The 22,626-nt window shown below is 57.7% G+C and carries 21 protein-coding genes and 1 pseudogene; 14 read left to right on the forward strand and 8 right to left on the reverse strand.

Translation table 11 applies throughout. The features are described 5' to 3' along the window. Positions 1-36: 36 nt before the first annotated feature. Entirely contained in the window at positions 37-237 is a 201-nt protein-coding gene (locus AD659_RS29970; RefSeq protein ID WP_162276479.1) for a hypothetical protein, read from the reverse strand. On the opposite strand from AD659_RS29970, the gene AD659_RS12505 reads away from it, so the two are divergent. From AD659_RS12505 to AD659_RS12525, 5 genes are all read left to right on the forward strand, one after another. After that, entirely contained in the window at positions 221-1,051 is an 831-nt protein-coding gene (locus AD659_RS12505; RefSeq protein ID WP_245224356.1) for a DMT family transporter, read from the forward strand. The genes AD659_RS29970 and AD659_RS12505 overlap by 17 nt on opposite strands. A gap of 104 nt (positions 1,052-1,155) precedes the next feature. Further along, positions 1,156-1,956: a helix-turn-helix domain-containing protein gene (locus AD659_RS12510; protein ID WP_030141819.1), complete on the forward strand. Its 801-nt coding sequence runs from the start codon at positions 1,156-1,158 to the stop codon at positions 1,954-1,956. A 57-nt stretch (positions 1,957-2,013) separates the two neighbouring features. After that, positions 2,014-3,438 carry an NAD(P)/FAD-dependent oxidoreductase gene (locus AD659_RS12515; protein WP_041020390.1) on the forward strand — a complete coding sequence of 475 codons (1,425 nt, stop codon included), beginning with the start codon at positions 2,014-2,016 and terminating at the stop codon, positions 3,436-3,438. Further along, a complete protein-coding gene (locus AD659_RS12520) occupies positions 3,435-3,776 on the forward strand; it encodes a cupin domain-containing protein (protein ID WP_039011379.1) in 342 nt (113 codons plus the stop codon). The genes AD659_RS12515 and AD659_RS12520 overlap by 4 nt, the downstream gene beginning before the upstream one ends. Positions 3,777-3,820: 44 nt before the next feature. Next, on the forward strand, positions 3,821-4,894 hold the full coding sequence (locus AD659_RS12525; protein WP_063680200.1) for a polyamine ABC transporter substrate-binding protein: 1,074 nt from the start codon (positions 3,821-3,823) through the stop codon (positions 4,892-4,894). Between the two features lie 338 nt (positions 4,895-5,232). Here the strand turns inward: AD659_RS12525 and AD659_RS12530 are convergent, their stop codons facing one another. Beyond that, positions 5,233-5,448, reverse strand: a complete 216-nt coding sequence (locus tag AD659_RS12530) for a hypothetical protein (protein ID WP_041020391.1) — start codon at positions 5,446-5,448, stop codon at positions 5,233-5,235. Between the two features lie 615 nt (positions 5,449-6,063). On the opposite strand from AD659_RS12530, the pseudogene AD659_RS30215 reads away from it, so the two are divergent. After that, a pseudogene (locus tag AD659_RS30215) lies at positions 6,064-6,453 on the forward strand (sugar phosphate isomerase/epimerase); the annotation flags it as partial. On the opposite strand, the gene AD659_RS12535 reads toward AD659_RS30215, so the two are convergent. The 5 genes from AD659_RS12535 to AD659_RS12555 all read right to left on the reverse strand — a co-directional run bounded on the left by AD659_RS12535 (position 6,350) and on the right by AD659_RS12555 (position 10,283). Then, the gene (locus tag AD659_RS12535) at positions 6,350-7,036 is read right to left on the reverse strand and encodes a TetR/AcrR family transcriptional regulator (RefSeq protein ID WP_082343550.1); all 687 of its coding nucleotides are present in this window, start codon (positions 7,034-7,036) and stop codon (positions 6,350-6,352) included. The pseudogene AD659_RS30215 and the gene AD659_RS12535 sit on opposite strands and share 104 nt — an antisense overlap. Then, entirely contained in the window at positions 7,023-7,871 is an 849-nt protein-coding gene (locus tag AD659_RS12540; RefSeq protein WP_041020392.1) for a 3-hydroxyacyl-CoA dehydrogenase NAD-binding domain-containing protein, read from the reverse strand. The genes AD659_RS12535 and AD659_RS12540 overlap by 14 nt, the downstream gene beginning before the upstream one ends. A 37-nt stretch (positions 7,872-7,908) precedes the next feature. Then, positions 7,909-8,445, reverse strand: a complete 537-nt coding sequence (locus AD659_RS12545) for a cupin domain-containing protein (protein WP_053121614.1) — start codon at positions 8,443-8,445, stop codon at positions 7,909-7,911. 68 nt (positions 8,446-8,513) lie between these two features. After that, positions 8,514-9,629, reverse strand: a complete 1,116-nt coding sequence (locus tag AD659_RS12550; protein ID WP_046061937.1) for an alcohol dehydrogenase catalytic domain-containing protein — start codon at positions 9,627-9,629, stop codon at positions 8,514-8,516. Between the two features lie 72 nt (positions 9,630-9,701). After that, a complete protein-coding gene (locus tag AD659_RS12555) occupies positions 9,702-10,283 on the reverse strand; it encodes an amino acid synthesis family protein (RefSeq protein ID WP_046061936.1) in 582 nt (193 codons plus the stop codon). Between the two features lie 124 nt (positions 10,284-10,407). Here AD659_RS12555 and AD659_RS12560 point away from each other — a divergent pair, with 124 nt between their 5' ends. The 3 genes from AD659_RS12560 to AD659_RS12570 all read left to right on the forward strand — a co-directional run bounded on the left by AD659_RS12560 (position 10,408) and on the right by AD659_RS12570 (position 13,599). After that, on the forward strand, positions 10,408-11,259 hold the full coding sequence (locus tag AD659_RS12560; RefSeq protein ID WP_046061935.1) for a fumarylacetoacetate hydrolase family protein: 852 nt from the start codon (positions 10,408-10,410) through the stop codon (positions 11,257-11,259). A gap of 41 nt (positions 11,260-11,300) precedes the next feature. Continuing rightward, on the forward strand, positions 11,301-11,861 hold the full coding sequence (locus AD659_RS12565) for a VOC family protein (RefSeq protein WP_046061934.1): 561 nt from the start codon (positions 11,301-11,303) through the stop codon (positions 11,859-11,861). A 100-nt stretch (positions 11,862-11,961) separates the two neighbouring features. Then, positions 11,962-13,599 (forward strand): bifunctional 3-(3-hydroxy-phenyl)propionate/3-hydroxycinnamic acid hydroxylase, encoded by a 1,638-nt coding sequence (locus tag AD659_RS12570; protein WP_053121615.1) that lies wholly within the window; start codon positions 11,962-11,964, stop codon positions 13,597-13,599. Positions 13,600-13,685: 86 nt separating this feature from the next. Here AD659_RS12570 and AD659_RS12575 read toward each other — a convergent pair whose 3' ends face one another. After that, the gene (locus tag AD659_RS12575) at positions 13,686-14,372 is read right to left on the reverse strand and encodes a GntR family transcriptional regulator (protein ID WP_053121617.1); all 687 of its coding nucleotides are present in this window, start codon (positions 14,370-14,372) and stop codon (positions 13,686-13,688) included. Positions 14,373-14,702: 330 nt separating this feature from the next. Between AD659_RS12575 and AD659_RS12580 the strand changes: the two genes are divergently transcribed. The 5 genes from AD659_RS12580 (at position 14,703) to AD659_RS12600 (ending at position 21,892) form a co-directional block, all read left to right on the forward strand. Then, positions 14,703-16,355 (forward strand): DUF1302 domain-containing protein, encoded by a 1,653-nt coding sequence (locus tag AD659_RS12580; protein WP_053121619.1) that lies wholly within the window; start codon positions 14,703-14,705, stop codon positions 16,353-16,355. Positions 16,356-16,379: 24 nt separating this feature from the next. Then, on the forward strand, positions 16,380-17,732 hold the full coding sequence (locus tag AD659_RS12585; RefSeq protein WP_053121629.1) for a DUF1329 domain-containing protein: 1,353 nt from the start codon (positions 16,380-16,382) through the stop codon (positions 17,730-17,732). Positions 17,733-17,819: 87 nt separating this feature from the next. Continuing rightward, the gene (locus tag AD659_RS12590; protein WP_053121632.1) at positions 17,820-18,914 is read left to right on the forward strand and encodes a WD40/YVTN/BNR-like repeat-containing protein; all 1,095 of its coding nucleotides are present in this window, start codon (positions 17,820-17,822) and stop codon (positions 18,912-18,914) included. After that, a complete protein-coding gene (locus tag AD659_RS12595; protein WP_053121634.1) occupies positions 18,911-21,313 on the forward strand; it encodes an efflux RND transporter permease subunit in 2,403 nt (800 codons plus the stop codon). Before AD659_RS12590 ends, AD659_RS12595 begins: the two co-directional genes overlap by 4 nt. Next, entirely contained in the window at positions 21,314-21,892 is a 579-nt protein-coding gene (locus AD659_RS12600; protein ID WP_053121635.1) for an NADPH-dependent FMN reductase, read from the forward strand. The last annotated feature ends 734 nt before the right edge of the window (positions 21,893-22,626 follow it).

Consider the following 22,626-nt stretch of genomic DNA (forward strand, 5'->3'; position numbering starts at 1 on the left):
CATGCGTGCGCGCTGAAGGATACAGACGGGAGAAGCTCATCCCAAGGTCGCAGGAAGATAGTTGTATTGACCGATCGGTACAGAGGCGTTTAACGTATTTTCAAGGGCGCGGTGGCGTCGAGCGTTCTGAGAGCCTGCCTGGGCATTGGGATCGACCATGACAATAAGCAACTCCGTAACGAAGGCGTCCAGCTCGTCAGCTTCGGCAAGATTGATCGCGATGATCTGTTTCGCCATGCTCGCCTTTGCCGCGAACTCGCTGCTGTGCCGCCTGGCGCTTAAGCACACCAACATCGATGCCGCGAGTTTCAGCGTGGTCCGGCTGGCCAGCGGGGCCTTGGTGTTATGGCTGATATGTGCCTTGAGACGGTCCTCCAGCACGATCAAAGGCAGTTGGAAGGGCGCCGCAGCCTTGTTCGTTTACGTCTTCGCTTTTTCCTTCGCGTACCGTCATTTGGAGACCGGGACGGGGGCGCTGCTGTTGTTTGGCGCGGTTCAACTGAGCATGGTTCTGTACGGCGTGTTCAAAGGCGAGCGGATGCACACGTTGGCAGTCGTTGGGTTTGTGCTGGCGATTGTTGGCTTGGTTAGCCTGCTGCTTCCAGGTGCCGCAGCACCTGACCCCGTTAGCGCACTCACGATGCTGTTATCGGGGGTGGCATGGGGGATCTACTCACTGCTTGGCAAAACTGTCGCCGATCCGCTGACCACCACAACCGGCAACTTCTTGCGCTCGATTCCCCTGGTCTTGATGGCAAGCGTGCCGTTTCTCTCAGCGCTGCGTTGGGATCCGCAGGGGATACTTTATGCGGTGCTTTCCGGTGCGCTGGCGTCAGGGGTTGGCTACGCGGTCTGGTACGTCGCGGTGCGTTATCTTGCAGCGTTTCAAGCCGCGACGGTGCAGCTAAGCGTGCCCATCCTGGCTTCGCTGGCGGGCATCGTTTTTCTGGGGGAAAGCCTGAGCGTAAGGATGGTGTTGGCATCCATTGCTGTACTGGGCGGCGTTGCGTTGGTGCTGGGTGGCAAGCATGGCAGAGCCACAGGCAGCTAGAGGCTCCGCTCTCTCAATCATGTGCGCCTGGGCGTGCCTGAGTTTGTTCGCTCAACCACTCAAGGACTAGACTGGTGCCGCCCAGTCATAAGGCCCGTCAACCCATGCTCCTCGTCCCGTCAGATACCGCCGAACAGACAAAGCTCACCCTCGAGGTGGTCCTGCGCTATCACATGGCCTGGAAGCACCGCGACCTGGAGGCGATACTTGCGCTCTATCACCCGCAAGTGCAATACAACGATTTTTTCCAGAACCGCAGCATGGGGCTGACCGAGCTGCGCGCCTACATCACCGGCACGTTGCCGCGCCATCCCGATGAGTATCTTGAGCACAATGACCGCATCCGCGCTGACGGCTGCACGGCATTCATCCAGTACCAGACCGCTCTGAAGGGCAGTGGCGAGCGGGTGGTTTTTCGCACCAGCGAAGCGATCACCGTATGTGAGGGTCAGATCCTGCGTGTCAACGAATACGCGTCACTCGTGCGCGACGGCGAGCCCCACGCCGGGCGTCGCGCCCCCGCCATCAGTAAGCTAGGGCTCTCGGCGCGCCAGCTGAGCTTCATGGCGCGAGACTTGGCCGATTATTTTACCCGCCAGCAGCCATTCCTGGACCCTGACCTGGATCTTGCACGGATCGCCAGCGCCACCGGGTACAGCCGTAATCAGTTGTCTTACTTATTGAATCAAGTGCTCGGGCAAAGCTTCTATCGCTACGTGACTCAGGCTCGCTTGGCCTACCTCCTTGAACGCCTCGCCAGTTACGACGAAAACGCACCCATCGATGCCCTCGCAGTGGCTGCCGGATTCAATTCCACCTCGGCGTTCTACAAGGCTTTCCGCAGCCATACCGGCTGCACACCAAAAGCCTGGTTGAAGGCCAATTGCGCGCGTACCCGCAGATAACACAGGCCCCTTCGCTGCGCATTAAGCTCTGTCGGCAATCAAACGATGGAGCAGGTAATGGCTGGTTGGGGTGGTGTGAGTTTGTGGATGGAGCAAGTCGACGAGGCGCTGACGCCGCGTCCGGCGTTGCATCAGGATCTGCGAGCCGATGTGGTGATCATCGGTGCCGGCTACAGCGGCCTTTGGACGGCCTATTACCTCAAGCAGCAAGCACCGCACCTGGACATCGTCATAGTTGAAGCACAGATTGCCGGTTTCGGCGCCTCCGGCCGCAATGGCGGCTGGTTGATGGGGAATCTGCTCGGCGAAGACCGACTCCTGGGGCCCTTGCCCGCCGCCCAACGTCATGCAGGATATCAACTGCTGCACGGAATTCCCGATGAAGTGGCGCGGGTGTGCCATGTCGAAAGCATCGATTGCGAACTGCGTAAAGGTGGCGTGCTGTACTGCGCGGCGCGGTATCCCGAGCAAGAACGGCGCCTGCGCGAACAACTCGCTGCCGCCCGTGCGCAAGGCCTGGGTGAAGACGATTATCGCTGGCTGAGCCCTCAGGCTTTGCGCGAACAATTGAATGTGGCCCAGGCGTACGGCGCCCTGTATTCACCTCACTGCGCGACCCTTCAACCTGCCCGGTTGGTACGGGGGCTAGCCAAAGTCGTGGAGCGCATGGGGGTGCGTATTTTCGAGCAAAGCGCTGTGCTCGACTGGACGGCAGGCCAAGTTCGAACCGAGCACGGTCGGGTGAGCGCCGATTGGGTGGTGCCGGCCGTCGAGGGGTATGCCAGTGCCTTGCCCCCGCTGAACAAATATCAACTGGCCGCGCAGAGCCTGATCGTTGCGACTGAGCCGCTCTCGGCCGACGTATGGGCCCAAATCGGACTCAACCGTGGCCAGGCTTTCAGCGAAAACAGCCGACAAGTCACCTACGGTCAGCGCAGCCGCGATGACCGCTTGGTATTTGGTGCCCGCGGTGGCTATCGCTTTGGAGGTCGCCTGCGCAGTGACTTCAACCTCAGTCAGGCCGAACGTGAGTTGCGCCAGTACCTGTTCAGCGAGCTATTTCCGATGTTGCGCAATGTTCGCCTGACTCACGCCTGGGGCGGCAACCTGGGTGTCGCCCGGCATTTTCACCCGCACATGCTGGCCGACCGTCGCCAGAAGATCGCACTCGCCGGTGGCTATGGCGGTGAAGGCGTAGGCGCCAGCAACCTGGGTGGCCGTACCGTGGCCGCGCTGATTCTTGGTCAGGACAACGAACTGACACGCCAGCCTTGGGTGTGGGCCGACCGTCCGCTGGCCTCGTTGCCACGCTGGGAGCCAGAGCCCCTGCGCTGGCTGGGTTACAACGCCATTATCCAGAGCTTTGTTCACGAGGATCGGATATTGGCCAACCTCCATGTACCGCGCTGGCGTCGCCGGATGGCCGAGGGTCTGGCGGGTTGCATGGAACGATTGATGAAGTCCAAGGAGCCGTTCGCATGAAGATCGATCATTTTCGCGACACCCCACACTTGCCTCTCGGGGAATCGAGCGCTGTTGGCGTACCGCTGGGTGAGCCGGTTTCACAGGTTGCCACGACAAGCGTTGAACGCGATGACGGCGTCGAAGCCGGCGTGTGGGAATGCACCCCCGGCCGCTGGCGGCGCCAGATCGTGCAACAGGAGTTCTGCCATTTCATCCAGGGGCGCTGCACCTTCACCCCGGATGGCGGTGAGGTCCTTCATATCCAGGCCGGCGACGCATTGATGTTGCCTGCGAACACCACGGGAGTCTGGGATATACAAGAAACCGTTCGCAAAAGCTACGTGCTGATTTTCTGAACTGCCTTCACCCATAACGTAAAGAACAAAGGTTGAGGTCTCGTATGTTGAAGTCGATCGTTCCGCTACTGTTGATCGCGTCCACCGCTCAGGCGGCAGACACCGTCAGGATCTACAACTGGAGCAGTTACATTGCCCCAGATACCCTGCAAAACTTTACCAGCCATACCGGGCACCCGACTCAGTATGACGTGTACGACAGCAACGAGGTCCTCGACGCCAAACTGATGGCCGGCCGTTCCGGGTATGACGTGGTGTTTCCCTCCAACCACTTCATGGCCCGGCAGATCAAGGCCGGTGCGCTGAAACCGCTGGACCGTAGCAAGCTGCCGAACTGGCAGAACCTCAACCCGACGCTGATGAAAGTTCTGGAGGCCAACGATCCGGGCAACCGATACGGTTTCCCGTACCTGTGGGGCAGCACCGGCATCGGCTACAACGTCGCCAAGGTCAAGGCAGTCCTGGGCGATGTACCGATAGACTCATGGGACATCGTGTTCAAGCCGGAGAACATGAAAAAACTCGCCCGATGCGGCGTAGCCATGCTCGACAACGGCCCCGAGATCCTTCCCATCGCCTTGAACTACCTGGGGCTTGAGCATCACAGCAAGGACAAGGCCGACTACGAGAAGGCCCAGGCCCTGCTGCTCAACGTGCGGCCCTATGTGAGTTATTTCCACAACTCCAAATACACCAGTGATCTTGCAACGGGTGACGTTTGCCTGGTCGTAGGGTTTTCCGGCGACGTGATGCAGGCGGCAGCAAGAGCCAATGAGGCCGGCAATGGCCAGCAGATTGCCTACGCCATTCCCAAGGAAGGCTCACCGATGTGGTTCGACATGGTCGCCATGCCTGCCGATGCTCCGAATGAAGCGGCCGGTTACGCGTTTCTGAACTACCTGCTGGACCCCAGCGTCATGGCTGACATCAGCAACTACGTGCACTATGCCAACGGCAACGCTGCCGCTGAGGGCATGGTCGACAAGGCCATTCTCAACGACCCGATGGTGTACCCGCCTGAAAGCGTGATGAAGAAACTCTTTGTGCTGGAAGCGATGCCGCTAGAGACCGACCGACTGCGCACGCGTGTCTGGAGCCGGATAAAAAACGGACAATAAAGCCAATCGCCGATAATGCGGGCAATCGGGTCATCGGCGGCAGGTCAGCGGTAAGAAAGCAATGCCTCACACAGGCACCATGACCGCTTGATGTACTCTGGAGGCAGGTCCAAAATTAAGTGTTTTCCTGCTCCGGCAAGAAAATAAAATCCTTGGACTTCAACGAGTCGGACACCAGATACGAGTCTCGTTTCTCGTTCAAAGATTCAAAAAGAGCCGCTCAGATCAGTGGCTCTTTTTGTGTCTGGAATTTCCCAGTGTCAGTGATTGTGTGACGATCGTCTGTGTTGTTTCCGCTTGCCCAGTTGCTGATGCGCTCGAAACGGTAGGAGCATCACTTAATCGGCTTCCCGTTTCTTGAATCGAGCTAAACCCTGTTTGATGAAGCCGGCTTTTTCCTTGATCGTTTGCAAAGCTCTACGGACATTGCGTCCGACCTCTTCTTCGTCTCGCTTTTCGATATGGAGCGTAAGCTCCATTATCGCTGCTTCTAGCTTGACCTGGTTCCGGTAGATTCTTTCTAGTACATTCGTCAGCGAATACGCTTCACGCATTTGTTTTCGCCTTCCTCTGAAAATTTCCAGCTTAGCACTCAGAAAACAGATGATGGCCACCCCGAATCGATATGAAGGCTGGGAGCAATCGCATTAATGATGAAGAATGATGCCTGGAGCCGAGCCGGTTTCCTGCAGCCGAAGCCCGATAACGTCTTTGTCTCTGAAGCAACCGTCATGCATTGGAGCCAGTACTAGGCGGGGGCTATTTAAGATATTCCATGCGTCGTTTGGCCTTGTAACAGTCATTGGTATCGATGACCTTCTGGTAATACTCTAAGCGCCGCGCACGATTGCTATCACCCTGTAGTCGTTAGATTTAAGCTTGATAATCACGACCGTTGCCCCACTGCATGGCGAAGCCCACGGGTTCCTCAGGCTTGCACTCAAGCCGAACAACAGGCTGTGGACAATATTTTTCGTAGAGCGGCATGGTGGTTTCTATGGCCTGCAAGGCTTTTTGGTACTCGGGTGTATCGGTAACGCCAAGCACCAAGAGGCAATTTCAAGTGCTGGCGGAGCGAAGCCTTGGGCGAGGCTTCGTTCGAACAAAGGGCAAGCTTTCTCTTTTATCACTTCGCTCGAAGATAGCATCGCGTAAATCAATCCGAGACGATATTGGGCACTGGTTCCCATTACGTCGTGGGCCACGAACTGCCTGAGTCGGCCACTGCCGAAGACGACGAACAGATTCACACCACCTTGCGACACAGTTGGGGTTTTCACGGGCGGGTCGCTAATAGTGAGCAGCTCCAAGTGCCGTTGACCTTCGCCCAGCATCGCCCCTGGCTGGACCGGTTTCTAGGCTGGTGGCGTTACGGAATCAAGGATTGGCAGGCGCGACCGAACACACCCGCGATCCTCTCCTTCACCTGCGAGCTTGGCCCGCCACCCTATGCGATCACGAGGCATGATGGGCGCGATATAACGGATCGCTGGGGCGAGGCGCTGATGCTGAAGGAACTGATGCGTGGTGTTTGGGATGAGTGTCAGGCGGGGCGCTGATCTGAGGCTGTGCCGAGCATTCTTGCACAGCCCCTTTGATCAGCCGCTCGATCAGGTGGGTATTAACCTCATCAGCCAGCGGGTGTCCCTCGAGCCAACCCGGCAGGCAGTTGAGAAAACGCGTGATGACATGCCCGACCGCTGCAGCTGTTTCTTGTGCACTTAAGGTATCGCTGAATACCGCGCGCAGAAACGCGTGTTCATAGCTGACGCGTTTGAGGGTGATGCGTTGCTTCTGAGCGGTGTCGAGGTAGGCAAAACCCTGTAATGCCAGTCGAAAATGCAGGGGCCGCTCACGGTGCAGCTGTAAGTGGGCGGCAATCAGGTCCAACAGTGGGTGGGCGCCAGCCGTTCGTTGCCGCACGGGCTGAACCAGCATGAGGAGTTCTTCGTAGAACTCTTCGATCAGATCGAACAACAGGGCTTGTTTGCTGGGGAAATGGTTGTACAGCGAGCCAGGGGCGATACCCACGTGGCGAGCCAGTTCGCGCATGCTGACCTGTCCGAATCCCTTGCTGACGAAAAGCTCCAGGGCCCGTTCCCGGATCGTGTCATACCCACCGCGAGTTTCAGCTATAGACATGAAAGCCACGTCCTGATTTTTTGCCTAGCAATCCTGCAGCGACCATCTCTTTGAGCAGCGGGGCGGGCCTGTATTTCGGATCGCCAAAACCTATTTGCAGGTTGTCCAGAATTCCCAGCACGGTATCCAGGCCAATTAGGTCAGCCAATGCGAGCGGTCCGATCGGTTGGTTGCAGCCCAGGCGCATGCTGGCGTCGATTGCCTGGGCATCGCCGTTTTCCTGAAGGACGAAGATCGCTTCATTGATCATCGGAATGAGGATTCGGTTGACGATGAAGCCCGGGCGATTCTGGGTGTGGATTGCGGTCTTGCCCAACTGTTCGACCAGTGCCCCGGCGGTGGAGCAGGTCGCGTCGCTGGTTTGTAAGCCACGGATCAGCTCCACCAGGCCCATGATCGGCACAGGGTTGAAGAAGTGAATCCCCATGAAGCGTTCCGGGTGCTCGATGCTCGCCGCCAATTCCGTAATCGATAGCGATGAAGTGTTGCTGGCGATCAGGCAATCCAGGCGAGCATGGGTGTCAACTTGCTGCAAGATCTTGCGCTTGAGTATCAAGTCCTCCGTGGCCGCTTCGATCACTACGTCCATTTCATCCAAGTCGGTGTAATGGGTCGAGGTATGGATACGTTGCAGGGTCTCGATGGCTTGCGCGGGGAGGAGTGTCCCTTTTTCAACTTGCCGGTCCAGGTTTTTTTGCACGATTTGCAGGCCCCGGCCGAGCGCCTGTTCATTGATATCGATGAGCAATAACGTATGGCCGGCTGCCGCGCAGGTTTGGGCAATTCCACTGCCCATCGTGCCGGCGCCAATCACTGCAATGTGCTGCAGGGTCATGTTGAGCACCTAAGGTTCGGGGGAAAGTGTGTGTCGACTAGTCACGCTTCATGCCGATCATCACGAATAGCGCGCGGGCGATTTGATCGCTCTTGTTACGCCAGGCATGTCGGGTTCCACGCTGGATGACAATCTCTCCGGGCCGGATCAGCTTTTGTTCGCCATTGTCCAGCTCCAGCCAGAGTTCACCCTGGAGCAGAATGCCGTAGTCGATGGTCGGGGTCGTGTGCATGCCCGGATGGTCCGGTTCAAAGCATTCGAACAAGCCGGGCAGGGCACCGCCCAATTCCTCGATCATCTGTCCGACATCCGTCGGGTTCTGCATCACGGTGTCCGGCGGAAAATCATAGATTGCCAGGCTGGTTTCGCCCGGCCCGGGCACCAGGGAGGGGTGCCCCAGGGTGGGGTCCTGCTGTGCGACGGACGTTCCGGCCGTTGATCCGGTGGACCACAGGTGCGCCATGGCATGGCCGGGAATGGATTCAAAGGAGCACGCGCGTGGAGCAGCGTCATCGCTGATAAATACGGATTGGCCTGCGGCATCCAGGCCCGTGACGACTCTTCGGATTTTCATAGCATTCCCCTGGAAGTGTGGGCGGGCATTACAGTGCCCGCCGTTGTGGTGAACGGGTTTCGTTAATGTCAGGGGCAGATGACGTAATTGCTGAAGCCGCCATGTCGATTTTCGATACCGGTAATCGCGTCGTTCACTTTTTCCAGGCTGAAAGCGGTGTTTTCAAAGAATGAAAGATCCAGCGTGCCAGATTCCACCATGTCCGCCATGGCTTGTCCTTGCCCAGCGGTGAACCAGGCCGAACCGCTGATCTGGATGTCGTTGTCCATGATCCAGTGCAGATCGATCGGGACGTCACCGGCGATGGCACCGATGTTGACCAGATGCCCGCCGCGGTGGATGGACTTGAGGGCTTGGGTCAGGGTCTCGTGTGGCGCACCTGGACCCAGAGCATCGATCACCACATCAACGCCTTCACCATTGGTGATTTCACTGACCCACTCGTTGGTCGGCAGCGTGCCCAGGGTGTGGATTTCAATCCGACCTGGCGCGGCGAGGTCTTTCACCCGCTGGAAGAGCTCCTGGTTGCGGGCCGTGCCGAGAATCTTACGCACGCCCATCGCCAGCGCCAGTGCCACTGCGCCCAAGCCGAGCGTGCCACTGATGCCATTGATCAGCAGGGTGGTGCCAGGCCCGACATTGGCCTTGAGCATTGCCTTGTAGGCGGTACCCAGGTAGCCCAGTCGCGCGGCCGTCTCGAAGCTGAGGTTATCGGGCAGTTTCACCAGACTGTATTGCGGCGCAGGGATGTACTCGCAAAGGCCACCGTAGGGATAGTCTTCGAACATGCGCGGGCTTTTTGGTGTGAAGCCGAAATAGCCATTGAAGGTGTACGCCGTGCAGGCGATGGTATTGCCCGCACGACAAGACCGGCAGGAACCGCAGTGGCGGCCTGGATTGACGTAGACCCGGTCACCAACCTTGAAGTCGTAGACCTGTTCGCCAACTGCCTCGATGACTCCCGTTGGGTCAAGGCCGAAGGTCGCCGGCAGTTTCGGCAGAGGATTTTGGGGGAACCATTTAACCCAGTTGGTCAGGATGTTATGGAGGTTGGGGACGATTCCGCAGGCCTTGATCTTGACGAGCACTTCAGTTGGACGAATGCCCGGTACGGGCAACTGCTCGATGACCATGGGTTTGCCGCCTTCATACAGGCGTGCGGCGCGCATCGTTTTTGCAGTCATGATGTTCTCCGATACTCATATTATTTTTGTCGTGGTACGTAATCCGTGGAGCGACACTTCAAAACCCTGGCATCAACGTAACCCGTCTTCGCCCTTCACTTCGGCAGCACTCAGGCCGCCCAGCCGCGCATGAATCCTGCCGCCGGTGGCCATGGCCAGGCCAAAAGCGATTTCGCCACGGCGAGGACCATCCCACACGGTCATTTCCGCCACACCAAAATGACTGCGGACATAAGCTGCCTGGATATGTCCCAGCGGAATCATCACCCGGCAACCAGGGCCACCGATAGTCTTGCCCGCTGGAACGATTGCCTTGGGGTTGCCCAATGCTTCACGCATCGCCCAACCCCCGGCTTCGTGCCAGACCGCACCGTGCTCCAGTTCGCCGTCTTCACCAACAATTGCGCCCTTGCCATAAGCCTGCACTTGCGAGGCACCGCCCAGCGCCTGGATCAATTGCTCCGACAGTTGTGCGCCCAATCCCCTGAGCTCCTGCATGAAGGGCAGCAGGTCTTCTTCATATCTGCCGGCGTAGGGATTGGCGACCACAGCGGTAGCGACCGCGATGCGCAATGGTGTTGATATACGGGGGCCTCCCTCGTGGAATATTTCTTCGATGTCCAGTTTGATCTTACGAACCATCACCAGCGACATGCTTGCCTCCAGAACCAGGAGCCTCATGGGGCTCATTATTTTTTTTCGCGACCTTTTGCATTATGCATTTAATGATGTATGGTGCAAGAAATTAGTTTTTGTGCACAAAAAATAGGAGAGGAACATGAAGCTGATTTCGTACCGCAAAGAAGGGAAGGCCCATTTTGGCGCCGTGTCAGGTGATGGGGTGGTCGAGCTGACCCGTCGTTTTGCGCAAGTTCCGGATCTTGCCTCGTTTCTGGCCAATCGATTGCTGGTACAGGAGGCACGCAAGATCGTCGAGACCGCCCAGGCCGATTATCCGTTTTCCAGCATTCAACTGGAGGCTGTCATACCTAATCCCGGCAAGGTGATCTGTGTGGGCATCAACTATGTGGCTCATGCCGAAGAGGCCGGCCGGAAGGTCGGGGAATTTCCAGTGATATTCCAGCGATTTGCCGAAACGCTATTGCCCCACGGCGAACCACTGGTCAGGCCCAAAGTTTCAGAGCAGTTCGACTTCGAAGCTGAGTTGGCCGTTGTCATTGGTAAAGGTGGCGCGCACATCGATCCGGCCGATGCAATGGACCATGTGGCGGGTTACACCTGCTTTAACGATGCCAGCGTGCGGGATTGGCAGTTCCATACGCACCAGTACGGCATGGGCAAGACATTCAGAAAAACTGGCGCACTGGGCCCCTGGATCATTCCCGCGTCGGAAATTTCCGATTACCGTACGCTGGTGGTACGGGGCATTCTTAACGGTGAGCAACTGCAGGAAGGCAGCCTCTCGGAGCTGGCTTTCGACATTCCACATTTGATCTCCTACGTGTCCAAGGCGCTGCCATGGAACCCTGGCGACATTCTGGCAACCGGTACGCCGAGCGGGATCGGTTTCAAGCGCAAACCGCCGATTTTCTTGAAGCCGGGTGATGTGTTCGAAGTGGTCATCACTGAAATCGGGACCCTATCGAACGGCGTCATTGACGAAGCCTGAGCGTTGTCCTCTACACAATCATAAGAAACTGGAGGTTCCACATGCCCGCCTTACCTACTATCAATTTCACCCATTCCGGCGTGTTCTGCTCAGACTTGGATCGGATGGTCGACTTCTATTGTCGCGTCCTGGGTTTCATCGTCAGCGACAAAGGCGTGGCCTCGACAGGGCATCGTCTTTTCTTCATGACGCAGAATCCAGAGCTGCATCATCAGGTCGTGCTGTTTGACGGGAAGCCTGTTGATCTGCCGTTCAACCCGATCAATCAACTGTCGTTCCTGCTCAATTCGTTGGATGACCTGAAGGCGTACTATCAATTCGCCAAAAAAAGCGGCATTGAGGGCATCGCCCAAGTGGACCACGGGAATGCCTGGTCGATTTATTTCAAGGACCCTGAAGGCAACCCCGTCGAGATGTATGTCGATACACCGTTCTATACCGCTCAGCCGTGCAAGGAACCTCTGGATCTCGAGCTACCGACCGAGGTCATTCTGGCCCAGACCGAGGCAATGTGCAGGCGCCGTCCAGAGTTCCAGACGCGCGCGCAATGGATGGACTCCATTCGCACGAAGATTGAGGAGCAGCGGGTCCGAATCGTCTGATCGTTCCATCCGGTAAAGACGATATCTGGTTGATGAACAGACGTTGTGATTGGCATCAACCAGCACTCGCAATCGACAACTACAAGAAGCGGAGTAGACGATGGACTACGATGTCATCATTGTTGGAATGGGACCGGTGGGCGCCTTGTGCGCCAATCTGGCCGGTCTGTGGGGGCTCAATGCCCTGGTGGTGGAGAAGTCCGAAACGGTCTATGCCAACCCTCGGGCCATGGGCTTTGACCATGAAGTGATGCGAGTCTTCGGCAATATCGGCCTGGCTGACAGCATTGCCGAACATGTCATGCCGTACCGTCCCTCGGAGTACCGTACGACCGGTTCTCAGTTGATCAAGCGCATTGACGCTGCCCAACCGCCTTTTCCGCTGGGCTGGGCGCCGAACTATGTGTTTTCCCAGCCGCCGGTGGAGCGTGCACTTCGCGAAAAAATTGCCCGTTTCAAATCGGTAACCGTTGAGCTGGGCTCTGAGGTGCTGTCGGTTGACTCCGCCGAGTCCCAGGCGAATGTGCGTATCCAGGCGAAGGACGGGACTGAGCGCACGGTCACGGCGGCCCATGTGCTGGCCTGCGATGGCGGCACCAGCCCGATCCGCACCCGCTTGGGGTTGAAGATGGACGACCTTGCGTTCGACGAGCCGTGGCTGGTGGTCGATGTGATCCTCAACGAAGGGGCGGGGGAGGACCTACCGAAGACCAACGTCCAGTTCTGCGAATTGGCCAGGCCTTGCACCTTTGTCGTCGGCCCCGGGCGACATCGTCGCTGGGAGTTCATGATCAATCCGGATGAGCAGCCGTCGGAAATCTCAAAACCTGAAATGATCAAGAAGCTGATTTCCCGCTGGTTGCCGGAGCAGGACTATCAGTTATGGCGGGCTTCGGCGTACCGATTCCATGCATTGATCTTGGAGCAGTGGAAAGCGGACCGGGTGTTCTTTCTCGGGGACGCGGCCCACATGACGCCGCCATTCCTGGCACAAGGCATGTGCCAGGGGATCCGCGATGCCTTGAACCTGGTCTGGAAAATCGCCCTGGTGAAAGAAGGGTTGGCGGCTCCGGAGTTCCTGGAAACCTATCAGATCGAGCGTATCCCTCATGTGCGCCAGACCACTTTGGCGGCCAAGGAGTTCGGCGGAGTGATCTGCGAGCGCGACAGCGAAAGAGCCGCGAACCGGGATGCACGGTTGATCGAACATATGAAGGAGAACCCGGGCGGAACCATCCGGCAATCGTTGATCCCCGGTTTGTCCCAGGGGTTTATCGCGCAAGTGTCGCCGGCCGGAGAGCTGTTTCCCCAGCCAATGGTGATCAACTATGTAGGCAAGCAGGCCTTGCTTGATGAGTTTACTGGCCAAGCGTTTCGCGTGGTCGTTGCCCCCGGGTTCGATGCCAGTGCGTTGTTGAGGTGCCTGCGCAGCAGCCAGTCGCTTAAGGGCTTGCCTATCCACGTCGTGCGGTTGGTCAACGCTGAGCAATCAGGGGCCTGCGCTGCCGATGAGTACCGGGAAGTCGATGGGCTGTTGGCGCAGTGGTTGGAACAGCGAGGGTGCAATGTGGTGATCGTGCGGCCCGATCACTACGTGTATGGCGGGGCGGTCACGGTGGCCTGGGCGATGGAGTTGCTCGAGGGCATGGAGCTTGCGCTATGGTGCAAGCCGCCGCAGAAACCCACGCCGGCCCAAGGTGGTGTTTGTGATAAGACGATCAGGTTCGCGCAGGCTTAACGCCTGAAAGGCAACATGCCCTTCGCCTGGCACTGTCCACGAAAACAGTACCAGGCGGAGGTTCTTTCATGATGTCTGAGCAAGGCTCATTGAAGCGTGGCTTGTCGGCGCTCGATGGCTTCGACGATCCGGCCCAGGGTTTCCTGGATGTGATTGCGCAATAAAGTCACGGCTTTCTCGCTGTCGCGAGCCAGGGCCGCTTCCATCAACTTCTGATGCTCGTTGCCCTTGTGCCGCTGGGTGATTCGCTGTTGGGCGGAAAAGCGCCGGTAGCGTTCGGCCCGATCAAACAGCGAATCGATCATCTTCAACAACAACGGCGATGGGCATGCCGCGAACAGGGCGAAGTGAAAGGCCTTGTGTCGGGTCGACCATTCATCATCGAGCACCAACACGCCGCTTCCGAGTTTTTTCTCGACCAGATTCAGACGGTGAAAGGCCCCTAGCACGTCGGCCTCCCAGGCGTCATCGCCATACTGGATGGCATCGGCCAAGGCTTCGCATTCCAGCAGACAGCGCATGCGTGTGATGTCGCGAAAGTCACTGACGGAAATCGGGGCGACCCTGAAGCCCTTGTTATCGCTGGCTTCGACCACGCCATCCTGGGTCAGTCGATTGAGGGCTTCACGAATCGGCGAGCTGCTGAGTCCATAGGTCTTGGACAACTCTGCGACCTTGAGCTTTTCGCCGGGGGCCAGCTCACAACAGACGATCGCTTTTTTCATCTTCGTCAATGCGACATCGATCAGCGGAATGTTGGGAGAGGGAATCATGGTCGTGGTTGTCCTGAAATTTGCACCAAACGCATTTTATGCGCAAAACGAATTTTAGTGCAAAGACTGATTAGACGCCTCCTGTCGATGGATTTATCTTCCAGGCCTTTGGGCCCCTGCCTGCTCTCCGTTCCTTCTCACCCACCTCCAATGCGCGATACCCGCCTGAATCCGCTTGACTTTGAATTTGCGCAGGGATAATTTTTGTGCACAAAATATATTTAAGTGCAATAAATGTGTTTTTGCGCACGCATTCAACGCCAGCGGTATTCGCGGCCAAGGCTGCGAGTGGATGACCTTTTACAAAAACAAAAAAACAGGAACATCTCCATGAAAACAGCCAACCAGCGATTTTGCCCGTTACCGGTCTCCAGCCTTGCTTGCGCAGTCAGCGCAACGGTACTGCTGGGCCTTTCAACCCAGGCACAAGCCTTCCAGATCGACACCGGCAACCCCGACCTTTCGGCGACGTGGGATAACACCATCAAGTACAGCAACGCCTGGCGGGTGAATAAACTCGATCACAAGGTGGCGGTGGGCCCTGGGACCTCCAACAGCAACCCCAACCTGGACGACGGCGATCGAAATTTCGATCGGGGGCTCATTTCCAATCGTCTGGACATCCTTTCCGAATTCGACATCAAGTACAAAGACGTCGGTGCGCGCCTCAGTGCGGCGTCCTGGTACGACAACGTCTACAGCCAAGACAATGACAACGATTCGCCGGGCACTGCCAACTCGTTGAGTGTCGACCACGACGAGTTCACCAGCGATACCCGCCGGATCCATGGTCAACGCACTGAAATCCTCGACGCGTTTGTCTATGGCTCGACGGAAATCGGCACCACCTCGCTGTCCGGGCGGCTCGGGCAGTTCACGCAGATCTACGGCGAAAGCTTGTTCTTCGGCGCCAACGGCATTGCCAACGCCCAGTCCACGGTGGACCTGGTGAAGCTTCAATCCGTCCCCGGTTCGCAGTTCAAAGAAATTCTGATGCCCACCAAGCAGGTGTCCGGCAACTGGCAACTGAACGACACCGTGAGCGTGGGGGCGTACTACCAATTCGAATGGAACAAGACCCGTTTGCCTGCAGCGGGTAGCTACTTCAGTGGTTCGGACTTTGTGGGTGAAGGCGGGGAACGGGTGTTCTTTCCAACCGGTGAGCTGCGTCATGGCAAGGACAAGGACGCGAGGGATTCCGGACAGTTCGGCGCGCAGCTGAAGTTTGCCGTGGACGACTGGGAGTTCGGTCTCTACGCCGCGAAATATCACGAAAAGACGCCAGTGTTTTACTTCCGTCCGGCCGCGCTCGTGCCGGGGGCCGATGACTCGTTTATCAATGTCTATCCCGAGGACGTGAAGGTCTTCGGTGCCAGCTTCAGCACGCTGGTGGGCGAGGCCAATATCGCCGGCGAGACATCGATCAGACTCGATACGCCCTTGGCGGGCGTCGGAGGCACCATCATCACTGGCATGGACGCCGACAACGATTCCAACCCCGCGTACCCCATCGGTCGGTCGTGGCATGCCCAGGTGTCGATGATCAATGTCTATGGGGGATCCGCGCTGTGGGACGGCGCTTCCCTGGTGGGTGAACTGGCGTTCAACCGACGGCTGAGCGTGACCAAAAATGCCGATCAACTGGACCCCAACACCACCCGTGATGCCTTCGCCATGCGCTTCACGTTTGAACCGCAATATTTCCAGGTCTTCCCCGGTATCGACGTCCAAGCGCCGATCACCCTTGGCTACAACCCGTCCGGGCGTTCTTCCGTCACGCCCCAGGCGTTTGGCCCGGAACATGGCGGCGACCTGACGCTGGGTCTCAAGGCCGATTACAAGAAGCAGTGGTACGCCTCGCTGAGCTACACCAACTTCTTTGGTGAGGCCGGGCCGGTTATCAACTCAGCCAATTCCTTCACCTACCAACAAAACATGAAAGACCGGGATTTCGTGGCGTTTTCGATCCAGCGAACCTTTTAAGCAAAGAACAGGCGGGCCCTGATAATGATAAAAATTAAACTGCTGTTGCTGTCCACTCTGTCGATTTCCCTGTCTGTCGGTACCGCGCTGGCGGCGGTCAGTCCTGACGAGGCGGCAAAGCTCAAGACCACGCTGACGCCGATGGGGGCCGAAAAAGCCGGCAACGCCGACGGCTCGATCCCGGCCTGGACTGGCGGCTTGACCAAGGACGTCCCTGGCGCCAAGTTCGGCGATGCGCCTGCCGATCCGTTCCCCGGCGAAAAACCGCTGTTGCAGATCAACGCCAAGAACGCTGCGCAGTACGCCGACAAGTTGAGTGAAGGTACCAAAGCCCTGTTGGCCAAATTCCCCGACACCTTCCACCTCGATGTCTACCCGACTCACCGCAGCGCCGCGGCGCCGGACAGCGTCTATCAAAACACCTTCGCCAACGCCACCAACTGCAAGACCACCAGCAATGGTTTGTCGGTAGAGGGCTGCTACGGCGGTATACCGTTCCCGATCCCAAAAAACGGCAACGAGGTCATCTGGAATTTCCTGCTGCGGGTTGAAGCCGAATCCATACAGATGGGCTATTCCAACATCATCGGCAACGCCGACGGGACTCGGACGCTGGCCAGCCGGGGCGTGGAAAACTGGCAGTATCCGTACTACTACAAGGACGGTGCCGCAGATAAATGGTCCGGGCAGTATGCGCTGCTGCGGTTCCTGACCAGCGAGCCGCCGTTCAAGGCCGGGGAATCACTGGTGACCCATGACAGTACCAACGCTCAGCAGCCGCGAGAGGCCTGGCAGTACCTGGTCGGCCAACGCCGTGTGCGGCGGGCGCCTACCGTGGGTTATGACACCCCGGATTTCGTCGCTTCGGGCGCCAACTATTTCGATGAGGTGCACGGCTTCATCGGTCATCCGGATCGCTACGACTGGAAACTGGTGGGCAAGAAAGAACTGTACATCCCTTATAACGACAACAAGTTCCATGCCGAGAAACGCGACGATGCCTTTACCGCCAACCACCTCAATGCCGACAAAGTGCGCTGGGAACTGCACCGTGTCTGGGAGCTGGAGGCCACGGTGGCGCCGGGCAAACGCCATGCTGTGCCCAAGCGTCGATTCTTCATCGACGAAGACAGCTGGACCATCTCGCTGGTGGATGGCTACGACGCCGAGGGCAAACTCTGGCGTGTCTCCCAGGTGCTGCCATTCGTGGTGCCGGCCATCCCTGCGGTGGTGGTCAAACCTGTGGTGATCTACAACCTGCAGGCCAAGACCTACAGCGTCGTCCAGGGTCTTAACGGGGAAACCTATAGCGTGATACCGCGCAAGCCCGAGAACTTTTTCACCGGCACTTCGGTGGCATCCGGGTCGGTTCGCTGAGCCTCGCAACGGTTGATTAATACGTTTGTTTTCTGGAGGCGGTGCACGGTCATCGCTTCCAGAGAGCGGCATCATCGAGGTTCAGACATGTCTTCTTTTTATTCCGGCCCTATAAAGGTCTTCATTGCCAGCCTGTGGATGGCGACAACGTTTTATGGTCCGGGCGCTGTAGCGCAAACGATAGGATTGGCGCAGCAATCGGCGATCCACAGCGCGATGGCAACACAATCGGTCATGCTCAGTGTTGCTCGGGCTGGGCAGCGGTTGGTGGCTGTGGGCGAGAGAGGTTTCATCATTGTTTCGGATGACGACGGGGCGACCTGGCAGCAAGTCGACTCGCCGGTCAGCGTGACGTTGGTCAAGGTGCGTTTCATCGATGACAGACAGGGCTGGGCAGTCGGGCATGCTGGAACTGTTCTGCACAGCCAGGATGGCGGATTGACCTGGGCTAAACAGCTCGACGGTGTCCAGGCCGCCGACATCGAACTGAAGCAAGCCGAGCTCGACACCGATGACCAGGCCTCGGAGCGTCTGTCCCAGGCTCAGCAGTTGGTGGATGAAGGGCCGGATAAACCTTTGCTCGACCTGCTTTTCCTGGATGCGCGAAACGGTTGGGTGGTGGGGGCCTATGGCTTGGCTTTCGTCACCCATGACGGCGGGCTCAGTTGGCAGTCCATTCGTGCCCATGTCGATAATCCAAACGGGTTGCATCTCTATGGCATTGCAAAGATAGGAACCGATGTCTTCATGGCTGGCGAGCAAGGGACGTTGCTGCGTTCCAGCGATACAGGCCAGACCTTCGAGGCGTTGACGCCCCCTTATGAGGGCACGATCTTCGGTCTTGCGCCGACCGACAATCATTCGATTCTGGCGTTCGGACTGCGTGGCAAGGCCTTCGAGTCCCGGGATCGTGGCGAGACCTGGAAGCGTCTCGACACCTTGCAGCCGGTGACGTTGACCAGCGGCTTGCGCCTGGATGATGGCTCGGTCCTGCTGGCGGACGAGTCGGGCCGGGTGTTGCGTTTTGCCGATGGAGACACACAAGCCACTGTCCTGCAGATACCTCAACCTCGTTACTTCACGGGCATGACGCAAGCGGCGAACGGTGACCTGATCATCAGCAGCACGCGCGGCATGCTGTCGTCCGCCATAAAAGTGGAATCGTCGGAGCCGCCACAATGAACAGTTTTACGCACTCTGCCGAACACTCGGCTGCACTTGCATCACCTGCCTTTGATCCTGCTTCCGGGACCCTGGTCGAGCGGCTGTTGTTCAATCATCGCAGCATCGTATTGGGTATCTGTGTGCTACTCAGCCTGGTGCTCGGCTATCAGGCGCTGAGTCTTAAGCTCAATGCCGCCTTCGAGAAAATGATCCCCACGGATCACCCCTATGTGCAGAACTATCTGCAAAACCGCAGTCAGTTGGGGGAGGGCGGCAACACCTTGCGGATTGCGATCGAGGCCAGGCAGGGCAGTATTTTCAGTGCCGAATACCTGGAAACGGTCAAGAAGATCAACGACGAAGTATTTTTGCTTCCCGGTGTCGACCGCTCCTATATGAAGTCCCTGTGGACGCCGGCCACGCGCTGGATCGGCGTGACCGAGGAGGGTTTCGATGGCGGTCCTGTCATCCCGGACGATTACGATGGTTCAGCCAACAGCCTGGAACAGGTGCAGCAGAACATCGAACGGTCGGGCGAGGTGGGGCGGCTCGTGGCCTCCAATTTCAAGTCCAGCATTGTGCTTTTGCCGCTTCAGGAAAGTACCTCGGATGACGGTACCCCACTGGATTACAACGCCCTGTCAAACCGACTCGAACAGATCCGAGCCAAGTACGAAAACCAGAGCATCCAGATTCACATCACCGGTTTCGCCAAGGTCGTGGGGGACTTGATGGACGGCATGCGGCAGATGCAGCTGTTCTTCGCCGCGACCCTGGTGATCTGCGGGCTAGTGTTGTTCTGGTACACCCGTTGTGTGCGCAGCACGGTGCTGGTGCTGCTGTGCTCGATCATTGCGGTGGTCTGGCTGCTGGGCTTGCTGCCGACCCTGGGGTTCGACCTGGATCCGTATTCCATTCTGGTGCCGTTCCTGGTGTTTGCCATCGGCTTGAGCCATGGCGCCCAGAAAATGAACGGCATCATGCAAGACATCGGGCGCGGTGCCGACAAACTGGTGGCGGCGCGCTTCACCTTTCGCCGGTTGTTTTTGACCGGGTTGATGGCGCTGGTGGCGGATGCCGTGGGTTTTGCGGTGTTGATGATCATCAAAATCCCGGTGATCCAGGACCTGGCCGTTACCGCGACGGTTGGTGTGCTGACGCTGATTTTTACTAACCTGATCCTGCTACCTATCCTGTTGTCATACACCGGCGTGAGCAAAGTGGCGGCGCAACGAGAAGCGGCCAACGATCGGTTTTCCCGGCTGGACGCCCATCACGCACGGCATCCGTTCTGGGCCTTCCTGGATCGCTTCACCGAACGCAAATGGGCCACCGGCGCGATCCTCATTGGTGTGGTGCTGGGGGCGGCGGGCTTTGCCATCAGTCTTCACGTCAAGATTGGCGACTTGAATCCAGGAGCGCCGGAGTTGCGTCCCGAGTCTCGCTACAATACCGACAACCGCTTCATGGTCAGCAACTTCTCCGCCAGTAGCGACAAGTACGTGGTGATGGTCAAGACCCCGCAGTACTTCTGCGCCAATTACCAGACGTTGGTAACGGTGGATGCACTGGAAGCGCAGTTGCAACAGTTGCCGGGTGTGGTCTCTACCACTTCCCTGGCTGCGTTGAGCAAACAGGCCGCCGCCGGCATGAACGAAGGCAGCATGACCTGGTATGAGATCCCGCGTAACCAGGGGCTATTGAACGCGATCATCACTCGCGCACCGCGAGAGTTGTTCAACCAGAACTGCGACCTGCTGACCGTGTATGTCTACCTGACGGACCATAAGGCCGATACGCTCACCCGAGTGGTGCAGACGGTCGAACAGTTTGCGGCCAGCCATGACAGCGATCAGATTCAGTTCCTGAACGCGGCGGGTAACGCCGGTATCGAGGCGGCCACCAACATCGTTGTGAAGCGTTCGAACGTGCAGATGTTGTTCATGGTGTACGCGGCGGTCATTGCCCTGTGCTTCATCACGTTCAGGTCCTGGCGAGCCGTGGTCTGTACGGTGTTGCCGTTGATGCTCACCTCCGTGCTGTGCGAAGCCTTGATGGTGGGGCTCAACATCGGTGTCAAGGTGGCGACCCTTCCAGTGATTGCACTGGGGGTGGGAATCGGCGTGGATTACGCGCTCTACATTCTCAGCGTGACACTTGCCAACCTGCGCAATGGTTCAAGCCTGTCGGATGCCTATTACCTGGCGCTGTTGTCCACCGGCAAGGTGGTGGTGATGACCGGGATAACCTTGGGAGTGGCTGTGACCACCTGGGTGCTGTCGCCGATCAAGTTCCAGGCCGACATGGGCATTTTGCTGGGCTTCATGTTCGTCTGGAACATGGTGGGGGCATTGATCCTGGTGCCCGCGCTCGCGCATTTTCTCCTCAAGCCCAAGCCACAGACTGTGAGTATCTAAATGACTGCAACGATAAACATCCTGGGCTTGTCCGGCAGCCTGCGTCGGCAGTCGGCGCATACAGCGATCCTGCGCACGGTGGCCGAACGATTGCCTGGGCATGTCCGGTTGACGCTCCATGGCTTGGACAGTATCCCGCCGTATAATGAGGATGACGATGGCGCTCATGCACCCCAGGCTGTGATCGCCTTGCGCGCCGCCGTGGCGGCGGCCGATGGGGTATTGATCGGCTCGCCGGAGTACAACCACGGTATGTCCGGCGTGTTGAAAAATGCACTGGACTGGTTGTCTCGTCCTCATGGTAAATCGGCGCTGCTGGGCTGTCCGGTATTGAGTTTCACTGCCTCGCCGGCGTTCACGGGTGGGGTGCGCGCGCATCAACAGCTCAATGAAACGCTCAGGGCGATCCAGGCGGTGCACGTTGTCTATCCGCAGATCGTGATCGGCAACGTGACCAGCAAAATAGATCAGGGGCAGCTACGGGACGAATCAGCTCGGGCTTTTTTATTGGATGGCGTTGGCGCGTTGATCACGCAGATCGCTAACGCGCCTATGAGGGGACGTTCACGTTGCTCTTGATGCCTGCTGGAAACGAGTCCAGAATTAAGTCCATTCCTGCTTCAGGAATAACGGAAACCCCTTAAATTTCAACGAGTCGGACACCAGATACGAGTCTCGTTTCCCGCTCCAAGTATTTAAAAATGGACCTCTGAAAAGAGGTCCATTTTTTTTCGTCCAAAGAAAAGTCTTTCTTCGACTTTTGCCGCGCCGTCCCGTGAAAACATTATCGGCGGATGGAGCGTAATGCTAGGCGCCTGGCAAAACGCCTGGGAACAGAATTGGCCAAAGCTGCCCACTTGCAACGGGAGTTTCAGAAAGGTGCACTTCGGCGTTGCGTGCTACGTTCCGTAGCGCGGTGTTACGGCATACTGAATGCCATAAGACATCACGATGATTCCTGAGATCGCTCTATTCGGCCGCTTTCCGAGCCTTCCGATACTATGGCGTGCATATTGCTTGCCTGACGGAACTAACCCCAAGAGTCTACGTCATGGTCAGTTCCGCATTTCGACCCGGCATAACGCGCATCAGCCTGCTTGGCTGGACAACGTTATTTCCGTGCGGAGCCATGAAGAACTTTCTACGCCGATCGGTTGCGCCTTCGCACGTGACCCTGCAGCGTCTTCCCTCCTGCGTTGCCGCCAAGCAAAACGGTTTTTGGCAAATAGTCGGGTAGCCCTTCCTCGAGAATCTTTCTCGCACCTTCCGTAGCCCGCGATTGCGGTGCCTGCGCCTGAGAATTCGTTAGTTGC

Source organism: Pseudomonas thivervalensis (assembly GCF_001269655.1).
GTDB classification, from domain to species: Bacteria; Pseudomonadota; Gammaproteobacteria; order Pseudomonadales; family Pseudomonadaceae; genus Aquipseudomonas; species Aquipseudomonas thivervalensis.

What these genes read in the sequence shown, in the direction of transcription:
- AD659_RS12580 (WP_053121619.1), top strand. Translation starts at nt 14,703, where the DNA reads ATGAAAACAGCCAACCAGCGATTTTGCCCGTTACCGGTCTCCAGCCTT.
- AD659_RS29970 (WP_162276479.1), bottom strand. Translation starts at nt 237, where the DNA reads ATGGCGAAACAGATCATCGCGATCAATCTTGCCGAAGCTGACGAGCTG.
- AD659_RS12595 (WP_053121634.1), top strand. Translation starts at nt 18,911, where the DNA reads ATGAACAGTTTTACGCACTCTGCCGAACACTCGGCTGCACTTGCATCA.
- AD659_RS12555 (WP_046061936.1), bottom strand. Translation starts at nt 10,283, where the DNA reads ATGTCGCTGGTGATGGTTCGTAAGATCAAACTGGACATCGAAGAAATA.
- AD659_RS12530 (WP_041020391.1), bottom strand. Translation starts at nt 5,448, where the DNA reads ATGCGTGAAGCGTATTCGCTGACGAATGTACTAGAAAGAATCTACCGG.
- AD659_RS12565 (WP_046061934.1), top strand. Translation starts at nt 11,301, where the DNA reads ATGCCCGCCTTACCTACTATCAATTTCACCCATTCCGGCGTGTTCTGC.
- AD659_RS12600 (WP_053121635.1), top strand. Translation starts at nt 21,314, where the DNA reads ATGACTGCAACGATAAACATCCTGGGCTTGTCCGGCAGCCTGCGTCGG.
- AD659_RS12545 (WP_053121614.1), bottom strand. Translation starts at nt 8,445, where the DNA reads ATGAAAATCCGAAGAGTCGTCACGGGCCTGGATGCCGCAGGCCAATCC.
- AD659_RS12535 (WP_082343550.1), bottom strand. Translation starts at nt 7,036, where the DNA reads ATGTCTATAGCTGAAACTCGCGGTGGGTATGACACGATCCGGGAACGG.
- AD659_RS12570 (WP_053121615.1), top strand. Translation starts at nt 11,962, where the DNA reads ATGGACTACGATGTCATCATTGTTGGAATGGGACCGGTGGGCGCCTTG.
- AD659_RS12550 (WP_046061937.1), bottom strand. Translation starts at nt 9,629, where the DNA reads ATGACTGCAAAAACGATGCGCGCCGCACGCCTGTATGAAGGCGGCAAA.
- AD659_RS12590 (WP_053121632.1), top strand. Translation starts at nt 17,820, where the DNA reads ATGTCTTCTTTTTATTCCGGCCCTATAAAGGTCTTCATTGCCAGCCTG.
- AD659_RS12585 (WP_053121629.1), top strand. Translation starts at nt 16,380, where the DNA reads ATGATAAAAATTAAACTGCTGTTGCTGTCCACTCTGTCGATTTCCCTG.
- AD659_RS12515 (WP_041020390.1), top strand. Translation starts at nt 2,014, where the DNA reads ATGGCTGGTTGGGGTGGTGTGAGTTTGTGGATGGAGCAAGTCGACGAG.
- AD659_RS12505 (WP_245224356.1), top strand. Translation starts at nt 221, where the DNA reads ATGATCTGTTTCGCCATGCTCGCCTTTGCCGCGAACTCGCTGCTGTGC.
- AD659_RS12560 (WP_046061935.1), top strand. Translation starts at nt 10,408, where the DNA reads ATGAAGCTGATTTCGTACCGCAAAGAAGGGAAGGCCCATTTTGGCGCC.
- AD659_RS12540 (WP_041020392.1), bottom strand. Translation starts at nt 7,871, where the DNA reads ATGACCCTGCAGCACATTGCAGTGATTGGCGCCGGCACGATGGGCAGT.
- AD659_RS12510 (WP_030141819.1), top strand. Translation starts at nt 1,156, where the DNA reads ATGCTCCTCGTCCCGTCAGATACCGCCGAACAGACAAAGCTCACCCTC.
- AD659_RS12525 (WP_063680200.1), top strand. Translation starts at nt 3,821, where the DNA reads ATGTTGAAGTCGATCGTTCCGCTACTGTTGATCGCGTCCACCGCTCAG.
- AD659_RS12520 (WP_039011379.1), top strand. Translation starts at nt 3,435, where the DNA reads ATGAAGATCGATCATTTTCGCGACACCCCACACTTGCCTCTCGGGGAA.
- AD659_RS12575 (WP_053121617.1), bottom strand. Translation starts at nt 14,372, where the DNA reads ATGATTCCCTCTCCCAACATTCCGCTGATCGATGTCGCATTGACGAAG.